The organism is Streptomyces sp. A5-4, from assembly GCF_051131715.1.
GTDB lineage: Bacteria > Actinomycetota > Actinomycetes > Streptomycetales > Streptomycetaceae > Streptomyces.
On the sequence record NZ_CP178591.1, the window covers coordinates 8,350,805 to 8,366,599 of the forward strand.

At 71.9% G+C, this 15,795-nt stretch carries 14 protein-coding genes; all 14 read left to right on the forward strand.

The features are described 5' to 3' along the window. The first annotated feature begins 6 nt into the window (after positions 1-6). The 14 genes from ACLLJJ_RS39045 (at position 7) to ACLLJJ_RS39110 (ending at position 15,784) form a co-directional block, all read left to right on the forward strand. Positions 7-2,673: a beta-N-acetylglucosaminidase domain-containing protein gene (locus ACLLJJ_RS39045; protein ID WP_434599492.1), complete on the forward strand. Its 2,667-nt coding sequence runs from the start codon at positions 7-9 to the stop codon at positions 2,671-2,673. Positions 2,674-2,822: 149 nt separating this feature from the next. Continuing rightward, a complete protein-coding gene (locus ACLLJJ_RS39050; protein WP_434600644.1) occupies positions 2,823-3,437 on the forward strand; it encodes a helix-turn-helix domain-containing protein in 615 nt (204 codons plus the stop codon). Between the two features lie 108 nt (positions 3,438-3,545). Next, positions 3,546-4,538 (forward strand): NADPH:quinone oxidoreductase family protein, encoded by a 993-nt coding sequence (locus ACLLJJ_RS39055; RefSeq protein ID WP_434599493.1) that lies wholly within the window; start codon positions 3,546-3,548, stop codon positions 4,536-4,538. Further along, a complete protein-coding gene (locus ACLLJJ_RS39060; RefSeq protein WP_434599494.1) occupies positions 4,535-5,716 on the forward strand; it encodes an acyl-CoA dehydrogenase family protein in 1,182 nt (393 codons plus the stop codon). Before ACLLJJ_RS39055 ends, ACLLJJ_RS39060 begins: the two co-directional genes overlap by 4 nt. Then, positions 5,713-6,855 (forward strand): acyl-CoA dehydrogenase family protein, encoded by a 1,143-nt coding sequence (locus tag ACLLJJ_RS39065; protein ID WP_434599495.1) that lies wholly within the window; start codon positions 5,713-5,715, stop codon positions 6,853-6,855. Before ACLLJJ_RS39060 ends, ACLLJJ_RS39065 begins: the two co-directional genes overlap by 4 nt. A 161-nt stretch (positions 6,856-7,016) precedes the next feature. Further along, complete coding sequence (locus ACLLJJ_RS39070; RefSeq protein ID WP_434599497.1) at positions 7,017-8,612, forward strand: ABC transporter substrate-binding protein; 1,596 nt, start codon at positions 7,017-7,019, stop codon at positions 8,610-8,612. A gap of 32 nt (positions 8,613-8,644) precedes the next feature. Then, entirely contained in the window at positions 8,645-9,610 is a 966-nt protein-coding gene (locus ACLLJJ_RS39075; RefSeq protein WP_434599498.1) for an ABC transporter permease, read from the forward strand. Further along, positions 9,603-10,517: an ABC transporter permease gene (locus ACLLJJ_RS39080; RefSeq protein WP_434599499.1), complete on the forward strand. Its 915-nt coding sequence runs from the start codon at positions 9,603-9,605 to the stop codon at positions 10,515-10,517. Before ACLLJJ_RS39075 ends, ACLLJJ_RS39080 begins: the two co-directional genes overlap by 8 nt. Before the next feature lie 128 nt (positions 10,518-10,645). Continuing rightward, complete coding sequence (locus ACLLJJ_RS39085; protein ID WP_434600645.1) at positions 10,646-11,593, forward strand: ABC transporter ATP-binding protein; 948 nt, start codon at positions 10,646-10,648, stop codon at positions 11,591-11,593. Continuing rightward, the gene (locus ACLLJJ_RS39090) at positions 11,586-12,245 is read left to right on the forward strand and encodes an ABC transporter ATP-binding protein (RefSeq protein WP_434599500.1); all 660 of its coding nucleotides are present in this window, start codon (positions 11,586-11,588) and stop codon (positions 12,243-12,245) included. Before ACLLJJ_RS39085 ends, ACLLJJ_RS39090 begins: the two co-directional genes overlap by 8 nt. 110 nt (positions 12,246-12,355) lie before the next feature. After that, positions 12,356-13,252, forward strand: coding sequence for a phosphatidylinositol-specific phospholipase C/glycerophosphodiester phosphodiesterase family protein (locus ACLLJJ_RS39095; RefSeq protein ID WP_434599502.1), 897 nt, complete (start codon positions 12,356-12,358; stop codon positions 13,250-13,252). Positions 13,253-13,380: 128 nt separating this feature from the next. Beyond that, the gene (locus ACLLJJ_RS39100; RefSeq protein WP_283517727.1) at positions 13,381-13,575 is read left to right on the forward strand and encodes a hypothetical protein; all 195 of its coding nucleotides are present in this window, start codon (positions 13,381-13,383) and stop codon (positions 13,573-13,575) included. 97 nt (positions 13,576-13,672) lie between these two features. After that, positions 13,673-14,068, forward strand: a complete 396-nt coding sequence (locus tag ACLLJJ_RS39105; RefSeq protein WP_434599503.1) for a hypothetical protein — start codon at positions 13,673-13,675, stop codon at positions 14,066-14,068. Between the two features lie 150 nt (positions 14,069-14,218). Further along, the gene (locus tag ACLLJJ_RS39110; protein ID WP_434599504.1) at positions 14,219-15,784 is read left to right on the forward strand and encodes a hypothetical protein; all 1,566 of its coding nucleotides are present in this window, start codon (positions 14,219-14,221) and stop codon (positions 15,782-15,784) included. The last annotated feature ends 11 nt before the right edge of the window (positions 15,785-15,795 follow it).

Genomic DNA, 15,795 nt, shown 5'->3' on the forward strand with positions numbered 1-15,795 from the left:
CGTGTGATGCTCCGCCGGCGCCGACTCGCCACGCTCGCCACCGCTCTTGCCCTCGTGCTCAGTGTTCCGGCGGTCTCGGCGGTCGCCGATCCACCGGACGACAACGACCGCAGACCAACCCCCGTCATCACCCCGACCCCGCAGGACCGCGAAGAGCGCACTGACCGGGTCACGGTCACCGCCACCGTGACCCTCGTCGCCGGCGCGCAGGCGGACGCCGCCGCGCTGGCCGTGACCCAGCGGGCGCTGCTCGCCGCCGGCGCCACCAAGGTCGTACGCGGTGAGAGCCCCGTCCGGGGCAGGCTCACCGTCTACGTCGGCGGCCCTGCCGAGACCCCGCAGAGCTCGGCGGCGCTGAGCGGCCTCGGCGTCGCGGGGCCCACCGCGCTGCCCGCCGAGGGCTATGTCCTAGGCATCGGCGACCGCGCCATGGTGCTCGCGGGCAAGGACGCCACCGGCACGTACTACGCGGCCCAGTCGCTGCGGCAGGTACTGCCCGAGAGCCGCTGGTCGGGCTCCAGGGTCGACGGCATCGAGGTCCGCGACTGGCCGACCACACCGATCCGCGGTGTCATCGAGGGGTTCTACGGCATCCCGTGGACCCACGCTGCCCGGCTCGACCAGCTCGACTTCTACGGCGAGCACAAGATGAACATCTTCGTGTACTCGCCCAAGGACGACCCGTACCTGCGTGAGCAGTGGCGTGAGCCCTACCCCGAGGCACAGCTCGGAAGGATCCGCGAGCTCGTCGACCGCTCCCGCGCCCGCCACGTGGAGTTCACCTACGCGCTCTCGCCGGGACTCTCGGCCTGCTACAGCTCCGAGGCCGACATCAAGGCGCTCACCGACAAGTTCCAGACGGTCTGGGACCTCGGCGCGCGGACCTTCGCCGTGCCACTGGACGACATCAACCACACCACCTGGAACTGTCAGGCGGACCGGGACAAGTGGGGGACCGGAGCCGCCGCGGCCGGCGCCGCCCAGTCGTACTTCCTGAACCGGGTGAACCAGGACTTCATCGCCACCCACCCGGGCGCCGAGCCCCTCCAGATGGTGCCGACCGAGTACGCCAGCATCAAGGCCTCGCCCTACAAGCAGGCGATCGCCGCACAGCTCGACCCGGACATTGTCGTCGAGTGGACCGGCGTCGGCGTCATCGCGCCGGTGATCACCGTGGCACAGGCCAGGGCCGCCCGGCAGGTCTTCGCGCACCCGATCCTGCTCTGGGACAACTACCCGGTGAACGACTACGTCACCAACCGGCTGCTCCTCGGCCCGTACAACGGCCGTGAGAAGGGGATGCCCGCGGAGCTGGGCTCCGGCATCACCGCCAACCCCATGAACCAGGCGTACGCCTCCAAGATCCCGCTGATCACCGTCGCCGACTACAGCTGGAACGACGCGGCGTACGACCCGCGCCGGTCCTGGCTGACGGCGATCGACGAGTACGCGGGCGGCGACGCGCGGACCGGGAAGGCGCTGCGGATCTTCTCGGACGTCAACTACAGCTCTCGGATCCAGTCCCAGCAGGCGCCCGAGTTGGCCGCCGAGATCGCGCGGTTCTGGCAGTCGGGCAGCGAGGGCCGGCTCGACGGCGCCCTGGCGGACCTCCAGCGGTCCCCGGACGTGCTGCGTGAGGGCCTCCCCGAGCAGGAGTTCATCAACGACAGCGCCCCGTGGCTCGACGCGGCCGAGGCCTGGGGCGTCGCTACGCGCTCCGCGCTGAAACTGGTCGAGGAGGCCCGTGACGGTGAGGGCGAGACGGCGTGGAAGCTGCGCCAGCGGCTGCCCGCCCTCGTCGCGAAGGCGAAGTCCTACGTCTACGTCGACCTCGAAGGGGACAGGGTCCCGGTGACGGTCGGCGAAGGCGTCCTCGACAAGTTCGTCGAGGACGCGGCGGCCGAGCACGACCGGTTGCTCGGGGTGACAGGCCGGATCAAGGGCCTCACCAACCTGCCCGTCTACCAGGGCAACGGCATCGACCGGATGCTCGACGGCAGCGACGCGACGTTCTTCTGGAGCAGTCGCGCCGTGGCTGTCGACGACCACGTCACGGTCGACCTGCGCGAGGAGCGCGAGATCGGCGACATCCGCCTCGCGATGGCCAAGCCGGGCAACGTCAACGACTATCTGCGCCAGGGAGTCCTTGAGTACTCGTCCGACGGCGCCGACTGGCAGCAGCTGACGGCCGTCACGGCCACGCCGGACGTCACTGTGACGGCCCCGGCGGGCACCAGGGCCCGCTATGTGCGGGCGCGGGCCACCGCACGCCAGACCAACTGGCTGATCGTGCGCGAGTTCAGTGTCCAGACCCGGGACTCGGCCGTGAGCGGCGGCCCGCCCGCCGCCACCGGCAGCAGCCTGCGCGCCGCGGCCGACGGCGACGTCGAGAGCGTCTACCGGGCGGAGCGCAAGCCGCAGTCGGGCGAGGCGCTCCAGGTGGATCTGGGCGGGGCGCGGACGGCGAAGTCCGTCGTCGTGCTCCAGCCGGAGGGCGCCGTCGCACGGGCCGCCGTCCAGGTACGGGCTGCCGACGGCGGCTGGCGCACCGTGGGACAACTGGCCCGCGGGTACCAGGAGTTCCGGATGAACACCGCCGCCTTCTCGGCGGTGCGTCTGCTCTGGAGGGCCGGTACGGCCGCACCTCGGGTCGCCGAGGTGGTCGTCCGCTAGCCGGAACGTGTCCGCGTGCGGCCACCGGGCGCTCCACCCGGTGGCCGCACCGAGTCCGCCTCCACCGCACCGGGGTTCCCCGCTCCCGGATTGACAAATCGCCTTGCCGATCCTGCAATGTCCGCATGATGACGAGCAAGGGTACGAGAATGGGCGACGGCCCGGGCGAAGAGCGCGACCGGAGTGGCGGCGAGCTGGACGACGTACTGAACGGGGTGGGCCCACGGCTCCGTAAATTGCGCAAGGACCGCGGATCCACGCTGGCCGCTCTCGCCGAGGCGACCGGCATCTCGGTGAGCACTCTGTCCCGGCTGGAGTCGGGCGGCCGGCGGCCGAGCCTTGAGCTGCTGCTTCCCATTGCCCGCGCGCACCAGGTGCCGCTGGACGAGCTGGTCGGCGCGCCCCCGGTGGGGGACCCGCGGGTGCGGGAGAAGAAGCCCATCGAGCGGCATGGGCAGACCTTCTTTCCCCTCACCCAGCAGCCCGGCGGCCTGCAGGCCTTCAAGGTGATCGCCAGGCAGATGCACTACGAGCCGGAGCCCCGGACGCACGAGGGCTATGAATGGCTGTACGTCCTTTCTGGCAGGCTGCGCCTGGTCCTCGGGCCGCACGACCTGGAGATCGGGCCCGGCGAGGCGGCGGAGTTCGACACCCGGGTTCCGCACTGGTTCGGGCCCGCGACCGAGGCGCCGGTGGAATTCCTCAGCCTCTTCGGGCCGCAGGGCGAGCGCATGCACGTACGGGCCAAGCCGAAGCCGCGCTGAGAGGGGCGGGAGTCGGGCCGATGGGCGCGAAACTGTTCCCCTGGTGGCAAGCGACCGCTTAGTATGCTCCGAGCGCGGTACTGCCTACGGTGTTGTGGAGGATCTCGGATGCGGGCATGGCGAGTGCACGAGAACGGTGAGCCGGGCAAGGTGATGCGGCTCGAAGAGGTCGCGAAGCCGGTGCCGGGCGAGGGGCAGCTCCTGCTCAGGGTCCTGGCCGCGAACATCAACTTCCCCGACGCCCTGCTCTGCCGCGGCCAGTACCAGGTGCGTCCGCCGCTGCCCTTCACCCCGGGCGTCGAGGTCTGCGGCGAGACCGAGGACGGCCGCCGCCTCATCGCGACCCCGGCGCTGCCGCACGGCGGATTCGCCGAGTACGTCACGGTGGACGCGGCCACCGTGCTGCCCGCCCCCGATTCACTGGACGACGCCGAGGCCGCGGCCCTGCACATCGGCTACCAGACGGGCTGGTTCGGACTGCACCGCAGGGCGCACCTCCGGGCGGGGGAGACGCTGCTGGTGCACGCGGCGGCGGGCGGCGTCGGCAGCGCAGCCGTCCAGCTCGGCAAGGCGGCCGGCGCCACCGTCATCGGTGTCGTCGGCGGCCCGGACAAGGCCCGCATCGCCCGCGAGCTGGGCTGCGACCTCGTCATCGACCGGCGGAGCGAGGACATCGTCGCCAAGGTCAAGGAGGCCACCGGCGGTCGTGGCGCGGACGTCGTCTACGACCCGGTCGGCGGCGACGCGTACGCCAAGTCCGTCAAGTGCGTGGCATTCGAGGGCCGCATCGTGATCGTCGGATTCGCGAGTGGCGAGATCCCCTCGCCCGGCCTCAACCACGCCCTCGTCAAGAACTACTCGATCGTCGGCCTGCACTGGGGTCTGTACAACGCGAAGGATCCGGCCGCGATCCTCGCCTGCCACCAGGAGCTGACGAGGCTGGCCGCCGAGGGCGCGATCAAGCCGCTGGTCAGCGAGCGCGTCACGATGAAGCACGCGGCGGACGCCGTCCAGCGCGTCGCGGACGGCACGACCACCGGACGGGTGGTCGTCGTACCCGACACCGCATCCACCGTCGTACCCAACGGAGAGAGCCGATGACCGACGCCGCTGAAGTGCGCGTCCTCACCAGGGAGTTGCTGGCGGCCAACCCGCCCGCGACCACAGCGCCCACGGACTTCCTCAAGGCCCGCTTCGACGCCGGACTGGCCTGGGTGCACTACCCCGTCGGCCTCGGCGGGCTCGACGCGCCGCGCTCCCTGCAGGCCGTCGTCGACGAGGAACTGGCCGTCGTCGACGCACCCGACAACGACCCGAGGCGCATCGGTATCGGTCTCGGCATGGCCGCGCCGACCATCCTGCGCTTCGGGACCGACGAGCAGAAGCGCGGCCTGCTGCGCCCGCTGTGGGTCGGCGAAGAGGTCTGGTGCCAGCTGTTCAGCGAGCCGGGCGCCGGCTCCGACCTGGCCGCGCTCGGCACCCGCGCGGTGCGCGACGGCGACTCCTGGGTGGTGAACGGGCAGAAGGTCTGGACATCCAGCGCCCATGTGGCCCGCTGGGCGATCCTCATCGCCCGCACCGACCCGGACCTGCCCAAGCACCAGGGCATCACGTACTTCCTCTGCGACATGACCGATCCGGGCGTCGAGGTGCGACCGCTGCGCCAGATCACCGGCGAGGCCGAGTTCAACGAGGTCTTCCTCACCGACGTGCGCATCCCCGACAGCCGAAGGCTCGGCGCGGTCGGCGAGGGCTGGAAGGTCGCGCAGACCACCCTCATGAACGAACGCGTCTCGATCGGCGGCTCCCGCACCCCGCGCGAGGGCGGCATGATCGGCCCCATCGCGCAGACCTGGCGCGAGCGGCCCGAACTGCGCACCCACGACCTGCACCAGCGGCTGCTCGACCTGTGGGTCGACGCCGAGGTCGCGCGCCTCGCGGGCGAGCGGCTGCGACAGCAGCTGGTGGCGGGACAGCCGGGCCCCGAGGGCTCCGGCATGAAGCTGGCCTTCGCCCGGCTCAACCAGGAGATCAGCGGTCTGGAGGTCGAACTGCGCGGCGAGGAAGGCCTGTTGTACGACGACTGGACCATGCGCCGGCCCGAGCTTGTCGACTTCACCGGGCGCGACGCCGGATACCGCTATCTGCGGTCCAAGGGCAACAGCATCGAAGGCGGTACGAGCGAGGTGCTCCTCAACATCGTCGCGGAGCGCGTCCTCGGTCTGCCCTCCGAGCCGCGCAGCGACAAGGACATCGCCTGGAAGGATCTCGCCCGATGATGGAGCCGACGACACAGACCACGGACGCGGCGGCCCCGGCCGACCTGCTGTACTCCGAGGCGGAGGACGACCTGCGGGCGGCCGTACGGGCTCTGCTCGCCGACCGCTGCGACGCCCCGACCGTGCTGACCCGCGCCGAGTCGGACACCCCGTACGACCCGCGGCTGTGGGCCTCGCTCACCACGGAGATGGGCCTGGCGGGGCTGCTGGTGCCCGAGAAGCTGGGCGGCCAGGGCGCCACGCACCGCGAGGCCGCGGTGGTGCTTGAGGAGCTGGGGCGCAGCGTCGCCCCCGCCCCGTACCTCACCAGCGCCGTCGTCGCCGCCGAGACGCTGCTGGCCTGCGACACCCAGAACGGCGCGGTGGCCGAGCTGCTCGTCCCGCTCGCCGACGGCCGGGCCGTCGTCGTGCTCGTGGCACCACTGGCAGCCTCGGCGGACACCGGGCTCTCCGGTGCGGTTTCGGCCGATGCCGACGGGGCGCTGAGCGGGCGCGTCACCGGCGTCGCGGACGCGGCCGCCGCCACCGTGCTGCTCGTGCCGGCCCGGGACGGGCTGTACGCGGTGGAGGCCGGGGCGGCCGGTGCCACCGTCAAGTCCCTGACGCCGCTGGACCTGACCCGCCCGCTCGCCACCGTGACGTTCGACGGGGCAGCCGGCAAGCGGCTCGCGGACTCGGCGGCGGAGCCGGTGCGGCGCGGCCTGCTCGCCGGGGCCGGCCTGCTCGCCTCCGAGCAACTGGGCCTCGCCGAATGGTGCCTGGAGGAGGTCGTGCGCTACACCCGGGACCGCAAGCAGTTCAACCGGCCCGTCGGCTCGTTCCAGGCGCTCAAGCACCGGATGGCGCAGCTGTGGCTGGAGGTCGTCTCGGCGCGGGCCGCCGCCCGCAACGCGGCCGACGCCCTGGCCACCGGCAGCGCGGACACCCGGCTCGCGGTGGCCGTCGCGCAAGTGTACTGCTCCCGGGTCGCGGTGCACGCGGCCGAGGAGTGCGTCCAGCTGCACGGCGGGATCGGGATGACCTGGGAGCACCCCGCGCACCTGTACCTCAAGCGCGCCAAGTCCGACGCGATCGCACTGGGCGCACCCGGCCGGCACAAGGAGACCCTGGCGGATCTGATGGATCTGCGCGCACCGTAGGGGAGTTCGGGAACGGGGGCGGGGCAGGGTCGCGCGGTGTCCTGCCGCGGACGCTCCGCCCCCCACCCGAGTACTACCCTCAGGCCCCCTGCACCCTTTACGTGCTGTTTAATTGCACAGGCATCGCAATAACAGTGGATCTTCAATAAGGGATGTGCAGGATGACGGCCCGATCGATACGGGTGCCCGCCGCCGCGGCCCTCGCCACCGCGCTGAGCATCGGCGCGGCAGCCTGCTCGAACCCGGGCAGCGGTGCGGCAGGCAACGGGACGAAGGACTCCGCGGTCGTCGGCATCGCCTACGAGCCGGACAGCCTGAGCCCGCTCCTGGGCTACGGCAAGGACGGCAACTCCAAGATATTCGACGGGCTGCTCACCTTCGACGACGAGATGCAGCTCAAGCCCGCACTCGCCGCCGAGCTGCCGAAGGTCGGCGGCGACGGCCGTACGTACACGTACACCCTGCGCCAGGGCGTGAAGTTCAGCGACGGCAAGCCCTTCACGTCCAAGGACGTGGTCTTCACCTACAGGACCATCCTCGACAAGAAGACCAACAACGCCTCCAGGACCGAGCTCGACGCGATCAAGGACGTCAAGGCCGCCGGTGACCACACGGTCGTCTTCACGCTCAAGTACCCGTACACGCCGTTCGCCGAGCGCACCGTGCTTCCGATCGCCCCCGAGCACGTCGCGGGCAAGCAGGACGTCAACAGTGGCGCCTTCACCACCAAGCCGGTCGGCACCGGACCGTACGTCCTGACCAACTGGTCCAAGGGCGAGAAGCTCAGCTTCAAGTCGAACCCCGGCTACTGGGGCGGCGAGCCCAAGGTGAAGAAGTTCACCATGGCGATCATTAAGGACGACGACGTGCGCGCGACGCGGCTGCGCACCGGCGACCTCGACGGCGCCATCCTCCCGCCGAACCTGGCGAAGACCTTCAAGGACGAGGCCGGCCGGAAGTCGTACGCCGCCAAGTCCTTCGACTACCGCACCGTGACGCTGCCTACGGACAACAAGGTGGCCGGCGACACCCATGTGCGCCGCGCCCTCGACGTCGCCGTCGACCGCCAGGCCATGGTCGACCAGATCCTGGAAGGCGCGGGCAAGCCGGCCTACGGCCCGGTCCCCACCGACAGCCCCTGGTTCGCCAAGGGAACCGAGCGCGAGCACGACCTCGCCGCGGCGAAGAAGATCCTCGACGAGGCGGGCTGGAAGCCCGGCAAGGACGGCATCCGGGCCAAGGACGGCGTCAGGGCCGCGTTCCCGCTCTGGTACCTGTCCGGCGACAAGCTGCGCCAGGACCACGCCCTCGCCTACGCGTCCGACGCGAAGAAGGCCGGCATCGACATCAGGACCCAGGCCGGCACCTGGGAGGTCATCATGCCGCGCATGAAGCAGGACGCGGTACTCGCGGGCGGCGGCGCCCCCGGCGACCCGGACTTCGACCAGTACAGCCTGTTGCAGTCGACACTCGCCGGTGACGGCTTCAACAACATGGCGCGCTACGACAACCCCGCCGTCGACAAGGCACTCAAGGACGGCCGCCGGAGCGGCGAACCGGCCGAGCGCAAGGCGGCGTACGACACCGTCCAGCGTGAGCTCGTGAAGAACCCGGGCTACACCTTCCTCACCCACATCGACCACCTGTACGTCGTGGACGACAAGTGGATCGGGCTCTCGACGCAGATCGAGCCGCACGACCACGGTCTGGCCTCGGGCCCCTGGTGGAACGTCGAGGACTGGATTCCGAAGAAGTGATACCCCCGACCCGGAAGCTCCCCTGGGGGCCGATGGTGAGGATGGCGGGGCGGCGGATCCTGTTCGCCGCCCCCGTCCTGCTGGTGGTGACCTTCGGCGTGTTCGCCGTCGCCGCAGCCTCGCCCTTCGACCCCGTCAAGGCGTACGCGGGAAACGCGGGACTCACCGCCTCGCGGGAGAACCTCGACCAGCTCCGCGCCAACCTCGGCGTCGACCAGCCCCTCGTCGCACGCTGGTGGGACTGGCTGACCTCGGCGCTCGGCGGCGACCTCGGCGACTCCGGCGTGATGCGCCAGCCCGTCACCGACGTGATCGGCGAACGCCTCGGCTGGTCCGTGCTGCTGGCCGTCACCGCGTTCCTCGTCGCGATCCTGCTCGGCACGTCGCTGGGCGTGCTGGCCGCGCGCAGGCAGAGCGGCTGGCTGGACCGGGCCGCGAGCTCCGCGGCGTACACCCTGGAAGCGGCGCCCGCCTTCTGGCTGGGCCTGCTCGCCATGTGGCTGTTCGCGCTCAAGCTGGGCCTACTGCCGGCCGGTGGGCTCACCGACACCGGGAGCGACGTCATCACCTTCGGCCAGGTCGCCTCGCATCTGGTGCTGCCCGCGGCCGTCCTCGGGATCTCCCAGCTGCCGTGGTTCTTCCTGTACGTACGCCAGGGCGTCGCCGACGCGCTGGAGGAGGACCCCGTGCGAGGCGCACGCGCGCGTGGGCTGAACGAACGCACCGTGCTGCTCGGCCACGCCCTGCGCTCCGGGATGCTGCCGACGCTCACCCTCGTCGGTTCGCGGGTGCCCGAACTGATCACCGGGGCGCTGCTCGTCGAGACGGTCTTCAGCTGGCCGGGCATCGCCGCCGCCACCGTGCAGGCCGCGACCGCCGTGGACTTCCCGCTGCTGGCCGCGCTGACCGTGCTGGCCACGGCGGCGGTGCTCGCCGGGAACCTGCTCTCCGACCTCCTGTACGGACTCGCCGACCCGAGGGCGGGCTTCGATGGCTGACCTGGCAGAACGCCCCGCGAGCGCCGAAGGGGCCGAGCACGTGGAGACCCGGGCGTGGCGCTCCCACGGACGCACCCGGCGCTCCACCCGCACGGTCCGGGTGCGCACCTCCGCGGTGATCGTGGTGGTGGTCGCGCTGGCCGTCCTCGTGGTGCCGCCGCTGGCCAATCTCGACCAGCAGGCCGTCGATTTGTCGATGAAGCTCCGGCCGCCGTCCCTCGCGCATCCCTTCGGCACCGACGACGTCGGCCGCGATCTGCTGCTGCGCTGCGTCTACGGGCTGCGCGTCTCGCTGCTCGTCGGCCTGGTCGCCGCGGTCGTCGCCACCGTGATCGGCACGACGGTGGGCGCTGTCGCCGCCGCGTTCGGCGGGTGGACCGACCGGGTGGTGATGCGCCTGGTCGACACGTTCTCCTCGGTCCCGCACCTGCTGCTCGGCATCTTCATCGTGGCGATGTTCCGGCCGGGTGTGTGGCCCGTCATCGTGTCGGTGGCGCTGACGCACTGGCTCTCCACCGCCCGGATCGTCCGCTCCGAAGTCCTCTCGCTGCGCTCGCGCCCCTACATCGACGCGGCCGTCTCCGGCGGCGCCTCGCGATGGCGGGTCGCCGTACGGCACCTGCTGCCCGGCGTCCTGCCGCAGGCGGGGCTCGCGGCGGTGCTGATGGTGCCGCACGCCATGTGGCACGAATCGGCGCTGTCCTTCCTGGGTCTCGGCCTGCCGACCCATCAGGCGAGCCTCGGCAACCTGGTCCAGTCGGCGCGCGGTTCGCTCCTCGCGGGCGATTGGTGGCCCACCCTCTTCCCCGGCCTCCTGCTGATCGTCCCGACCCTCGCCATCGCGGGCCTCGCCGGCGCCTGGCGGGAGCGGATCAACCCCCGCCGCCGATCGGAACTGATGCTGTGACCACGCCCCGGAACACGGCCGCTCGGGTAGCGGGCCCCGCCGCCGTCGAGGCCGGTGCGGTACCCGCGCCGACCGCACCGGCCACGGCGCCCGTCCTGTCCGTGCGCGGGCTCGGTGTCCGCTTCCGGATGCGCGGCGACCGGCACATCGCCGCCGTCGCCGACGCGCACTTCGACCTCCCGGCGGGGGAGTGCCTGGCCCTCGTCGGCGAGAGCGGCTGCGGCAAGTCCGTGCTCGCCTCCGCGCTCCTCGGCCTGCTCCCCGGCAACGCCCAGACCGCGGGCGCCGCGCGGCTCGGCGACATCGACCTGCTCACCGCGGACGAGCGCACGCTCGCCCGTACGGTGCGGGGCCGCCGCATCGGACTCGTACCGCAGAGTCCGGCCGCGCACCTCACGCCCGTCCGGACCGTGGGCGCGCAACTGGAGGAGACGCTGCGCGAACTGACAGGGACGCGCAAGCGGGACGTGCGCAAGGCCGCCCTCGCGGCGGCCGAGCGTGCCGCGTTCCCCGTGGACCACCTCGACCGCTACCCGCACGAGCTCTCCGGCGGGCTGGCGCAGCGCGCCGCGACCGCTCTCGCGCTGGTCGGCGACGCGCCCCTGCTGCTCGCCGACGAGCCGACCACCGGGCTCGACCGGGATCTCGTCGACCGGACCGTCGATGAACTGCGCCGCCACGTCGACGCCGGCCACGCGCTCCTGCTCATCACCCACGACCTCGCGGCGGCGGAGCGCGTCGCTGACCGCGTCGCCGTGATGTACGCGGGACGGATCGTCGAACTCACCGACGCCGCGAGCTTCTTCGGCGACCCGGGCCCCCGGCACCCGTACGCCCGCGGCCTGCTCAACGCCCTGCCCGAGCGGGAGTTCACCCCGATCCCCGGAATGCCGCCCGAGCTCGGGGACCTGCCCACCGGATGCGCCTTCGCGGCCCGGTGCGCGCACGCCACCGAGGCCTGCGCCGTGCGGCCCGAGCCGGTGCGGGGTGTCGCCTGCCACCACCCGCCGACACCGCTGTCCGCAGCTGTGCCCGCGGCCGTGTCCGCGCCGGACGAGGAGAGCGCCCGTGCTTGAGCTTGACGCGATCACCGCCGGATACGAGCGCGGTGCGCCGGTCGTCCGGGACGCGCGCCTGACCGTCGGGCCCGGCGAGTCCGTCGGACTGCTCGGCCCCAGTGGCTGCGGCAAGTCCACGCTCGCCAAGGTCGCCGCCCTGCTGCACCGCCCGGCCGCCGGGACCGTCACCCTCGACGGCCGCGTCGTCGACGGCTGGCGCCACCGGGCCCCGCGCGAGCAGCGCACCTCCGTCGGCGTCGTCTTCCAGCAGCCACGCCTGTCCGCCGACCCCCGGCTGCGGCTGCGGGACCTGATCGCGGAGCCACTGCGGGCGACCGGGCAGCGCGCCGGGGCCGACGCCGCTGTACGGGGGCTGGCGGCGACCGTGGGCCTCGGCGAGGAACTGCTCGGCCGCCGCCCGCACGAGGTGAGCGACGGCCAGTTGCAACGCGCCTGCCTGGCCCGCGCGCTGGTGCTGCGCCCGCGCTGGCTGGTCTGCGACGAGATGACCGCGATGCTGGACGCCTCGACGACGGCCGCCCTGGTCGCGGTGGTCGAGGAGTACCGGCGCGAGCGCGGCGTCGGTCTGCTGGCCGTCGGCCACGACCGGGTCCTGCTTGAGCGCTGGTGCGACCGCACGGTCCGCTGGGAGGACGTCGCCGCGGCCTGAACCGGGAACGGCGGTTGGCCGAACTCTTTTCCGGGGCCTGCCCATTGCGGCACCGCGGGGCGGATACTCACCCGTAGTCCGACACGCCCCGTACACCTCCGGAGGCACCCATGGCCGACCCCGCGCCCACTCGCCGCAGAGCCGTCACCACCCTGGCCGCCGCCCTGGCGGGAGTTGCGGCCGTGCCCACGTACGCTCGGGCCGCCGACCGCGCCCCGGCCGCCGGGAAGCGCCCGCCGAAGCGCCCCAGGCACCCGAGGCCGTTGAGCCGCGCCCACGCGCACAACGACTACGAGCACCCGCGCCCGCTCGTGGACGCGCTCGCCCACCACTTCACCAGCGTGGAAGCCGACATCTACCTCGTCGACGGACAGCTGCTGGTCGCCCACGACCCCGTCGACCTCGATCCCACCCGCACGATCGAATCGCTCTACCTGGACCCGCTGATGGCCAGGGTCAGAGCCAATCACGGCACGGTCCACCCCGGTTACCGCAGGCCCGTGCAGCTGCTCGTCGACATCAAGACCGAGGGCGCCGCCACCTACCTCGAACTCCACCGCCACCTGCGCCGCTACCAGTGGATGCTGAGCACCTGCGCCCAAGGGCGCGTCCGGCAGGGCGCGGTGACCCCGGTCGTCTCCGGGGACCGCGCCGCCCGCGTTCCGATGGAGGCGCAGCGCGTCCGGTACGCCTTCTACGACGGGCGCCTGGAGGACCTCGGCACGGACGCCCCGGCCACCCTCATCCCGCTGATCAGCAGTAACTGGACGCAGAGTTTCAGCTGGCTGGGCGTGGGCCCGTTCCCCGCCGCCGAGCGCACCCGGCTGCACGCCGTCGTCTCCGCCGCCCACGCACGAAGGCAGCGCGTCCGCTTCTGGGCGACGCCGGACCTGCCGGGGCCGGCCCGCGACGCCGTATGGGCCGAACTGCTCGCCGCCGACGTGGACCACATCAACACCGACGACCTGGCGGGCCTGGAGAGCTTCCTGCGTACGCGTCACGCCTGAGGGCGCGCCCCTTCGTCACAGCCAGTCAACACCCGTACGGCGGACACGTCTTCGGCCCGGACGGCCCCTCCGCTGCGCGACACTGGCGGCCGAATGCCGCATCGTGCGCGCGGCGGAGGAGGTTGGCCATGGCCATTTCGATCTCACTGCTATTGCTCCTGCTGATCCTGGCGGTTGTCTTCCTGCGGGGCGGAGGGCTGAAGCTCTCGCATGCCCTGGTCTGTGTACTGCTCGGCTTCTTCCTCGCCGGCACAACCATGGCGCCGACCATCCAGAACGGCATCGCCGCCACCACCGACATGGTGGCCGGCATCAAGTTCTGACCCCGGGAGGTGCCTCGGCGCCCGTGGGGCACCTCGGGGCAGACACGTGACAGGACGTCTCCTACGATCGGCCGCCCCGATCACTGGAGGAACGCCGGTGTACGACCTGACCGAGGGCACCGAACTGGGCGCAGGCCGCTACCGCTTGCAGGCCGAGCTGGGTGCCGGCGGTACGGCCAGGGTCCACCGGGCGTACGACGACGCCCTGGACCGTACGGTCGCGGTCAAGGTGATACACCACGACCTGGCCCGGGACCCCGCGTTCCCCGTGGTGGCCGTGGTGGCCGTGGTGGCCGTGGTGGCCGTGGTGGCCGTGGCGCCGGCCGGCGCCGTCGTCGCGATCGTGGGCCTGGTGTGCGCGGCCCGGGTTCTTGCCCGCCCCGGCTGCGATCCCGCGTGCAGCCACGGCATGGCGGTACTAGGCGTATTCCTGAACCTGGTGGCCGCGCTGGTCTGGTTCGCATGGCTCCTTGGTCTGGCCGCACTTGCCTGACATCCCGTCAACCCGGCAGCCGGTGAGCCGTGTTGCGCGGCCATGAAGCGCTCGTGAAGCACCCCGCATTCCCATGGACACTTCCATGGTCCGGCTCTAGCGTCGGGCGGCCGAACCCCGCACCTGCCGTCCGTTCCCCCAAGGAGCCCGATGCCCAACAGAGTGCTCATCCGCGCCCTAGCCCTTGCGCTCGCCCTCCCGGCTCTTCTGCCGATGGGCGCCGTGCAGGCCGAGGAGATCCCCAGGGCCCCGGGGCACCGGCTCGTCAGCTCCTACGAGGGGGCGCCCGCCACGGCGCAGCCGGTCCCCGGCCAGGCGCCGCCGCAGCATCCCTTCCTCGCCCCGAACGGCCGCAGCGGCATGCACGCGGACGCGGCGGGCAGCGGCACCCATCCGTACGCGGGCCCGCTGGGCCGTGACCCGCAGGTCACCAGCGAGAAGATCGCCGCGCTCGGCGGCGAGTGCGCGACCGCGACGTTCGACGCGGCGGGCCGGCTGATCACCGTCTGCGGCACCTTCCAGGGCTTCCTGCTCAAGCTGCTCGATCCCCGTACCCTCGCCACCCTGGCCGAGTACAAGCTCCCGCAGCGCTCCTCGACCGTCGAGGCCATCACCCGGCTCGACTTCGCGAAGATCTTCAAGGACACCTCCGGCGGCGCCTACTTCTACCTCGACGACCAGGACCGCGTCGTGCTCGCCGACTCGCGCCAGCACATCCTGCGGATCGCGCACGAGCGGGCGGCGGACGGGAGTTGGCGCTTCGTCGTCGAGGACGACTGGGACCTCACGGCGCACATTGCGCACGACTGCGTCTCCTGGGCGAACCTCTTCCCGCGCGGTACCTGCGACCCCGTGACGTCCGTGATGCCCGACTGGCAGGGGCGAATCTGGTGGGTGACCCGCCTGGGCCGGGTCGGCACCGTCGACGCGGACACCGGCGCGATCCGGGCGATACGTCTCGAAGGGGAGGAGATCCAGAACTCCTTCTCGGTCGCGGACGACGGCGTTTCGATCGTCTCCGACCACGCCCTCTACAGCTTCCGCGCTGAGCCCGACGGGACCCCGCGCGCGCAATGGCGCCAGACGTACGACCGTGGCACGGGCACCAAGCCCGGCTCCGTGAACCAGGGCTCGGGCACCACCCCCGACCTGTTCGGCGACGGTTACGTGGCCATCACCGACAACGCCGACGACCGGATGAACGTCCTGGTCTACCGGCGTGGAGCGGACGTACCGGCCGGCGAGCGGCTCGTCTGCAAGGTGCCGGTCTTCGCGTCCGGCCGGTCCACCACCGACAACTCCCTGATCAGCTGGGGCAACAGCCTGGTCGTGGAGAACAACTACGGCTACGAGGACCCCACTTCACTGCTGCTCGGTCGCAGCGTGACCGGCGGCGCGACCCGTATCGACGTACGCGCGGACGGCAGCGACTGCGACACCGTGTGGGAGAGCGACGTACGCTCCCCGTCCACCGTCCCCAAACTGTCCACCGCCAACGGCCTGCTCTACTTCTACGCGAAGGAACCGAACCGGCTCGGCATCGACGCCTGGTACCTGACAGCCGTCGACTTCCGTACCGGACAGACCCGTTGGAAGCTGCTCACCGGCACCGGACCGGCGTACGACAACAATTGGGCGCCCATCACCATCGGCCCCGACGGCACCGCCTACGCGGGTGTCTTCAACGGCATCGTGGCCGTGCGCGACCGGGACTGAGGGGGCGTCGA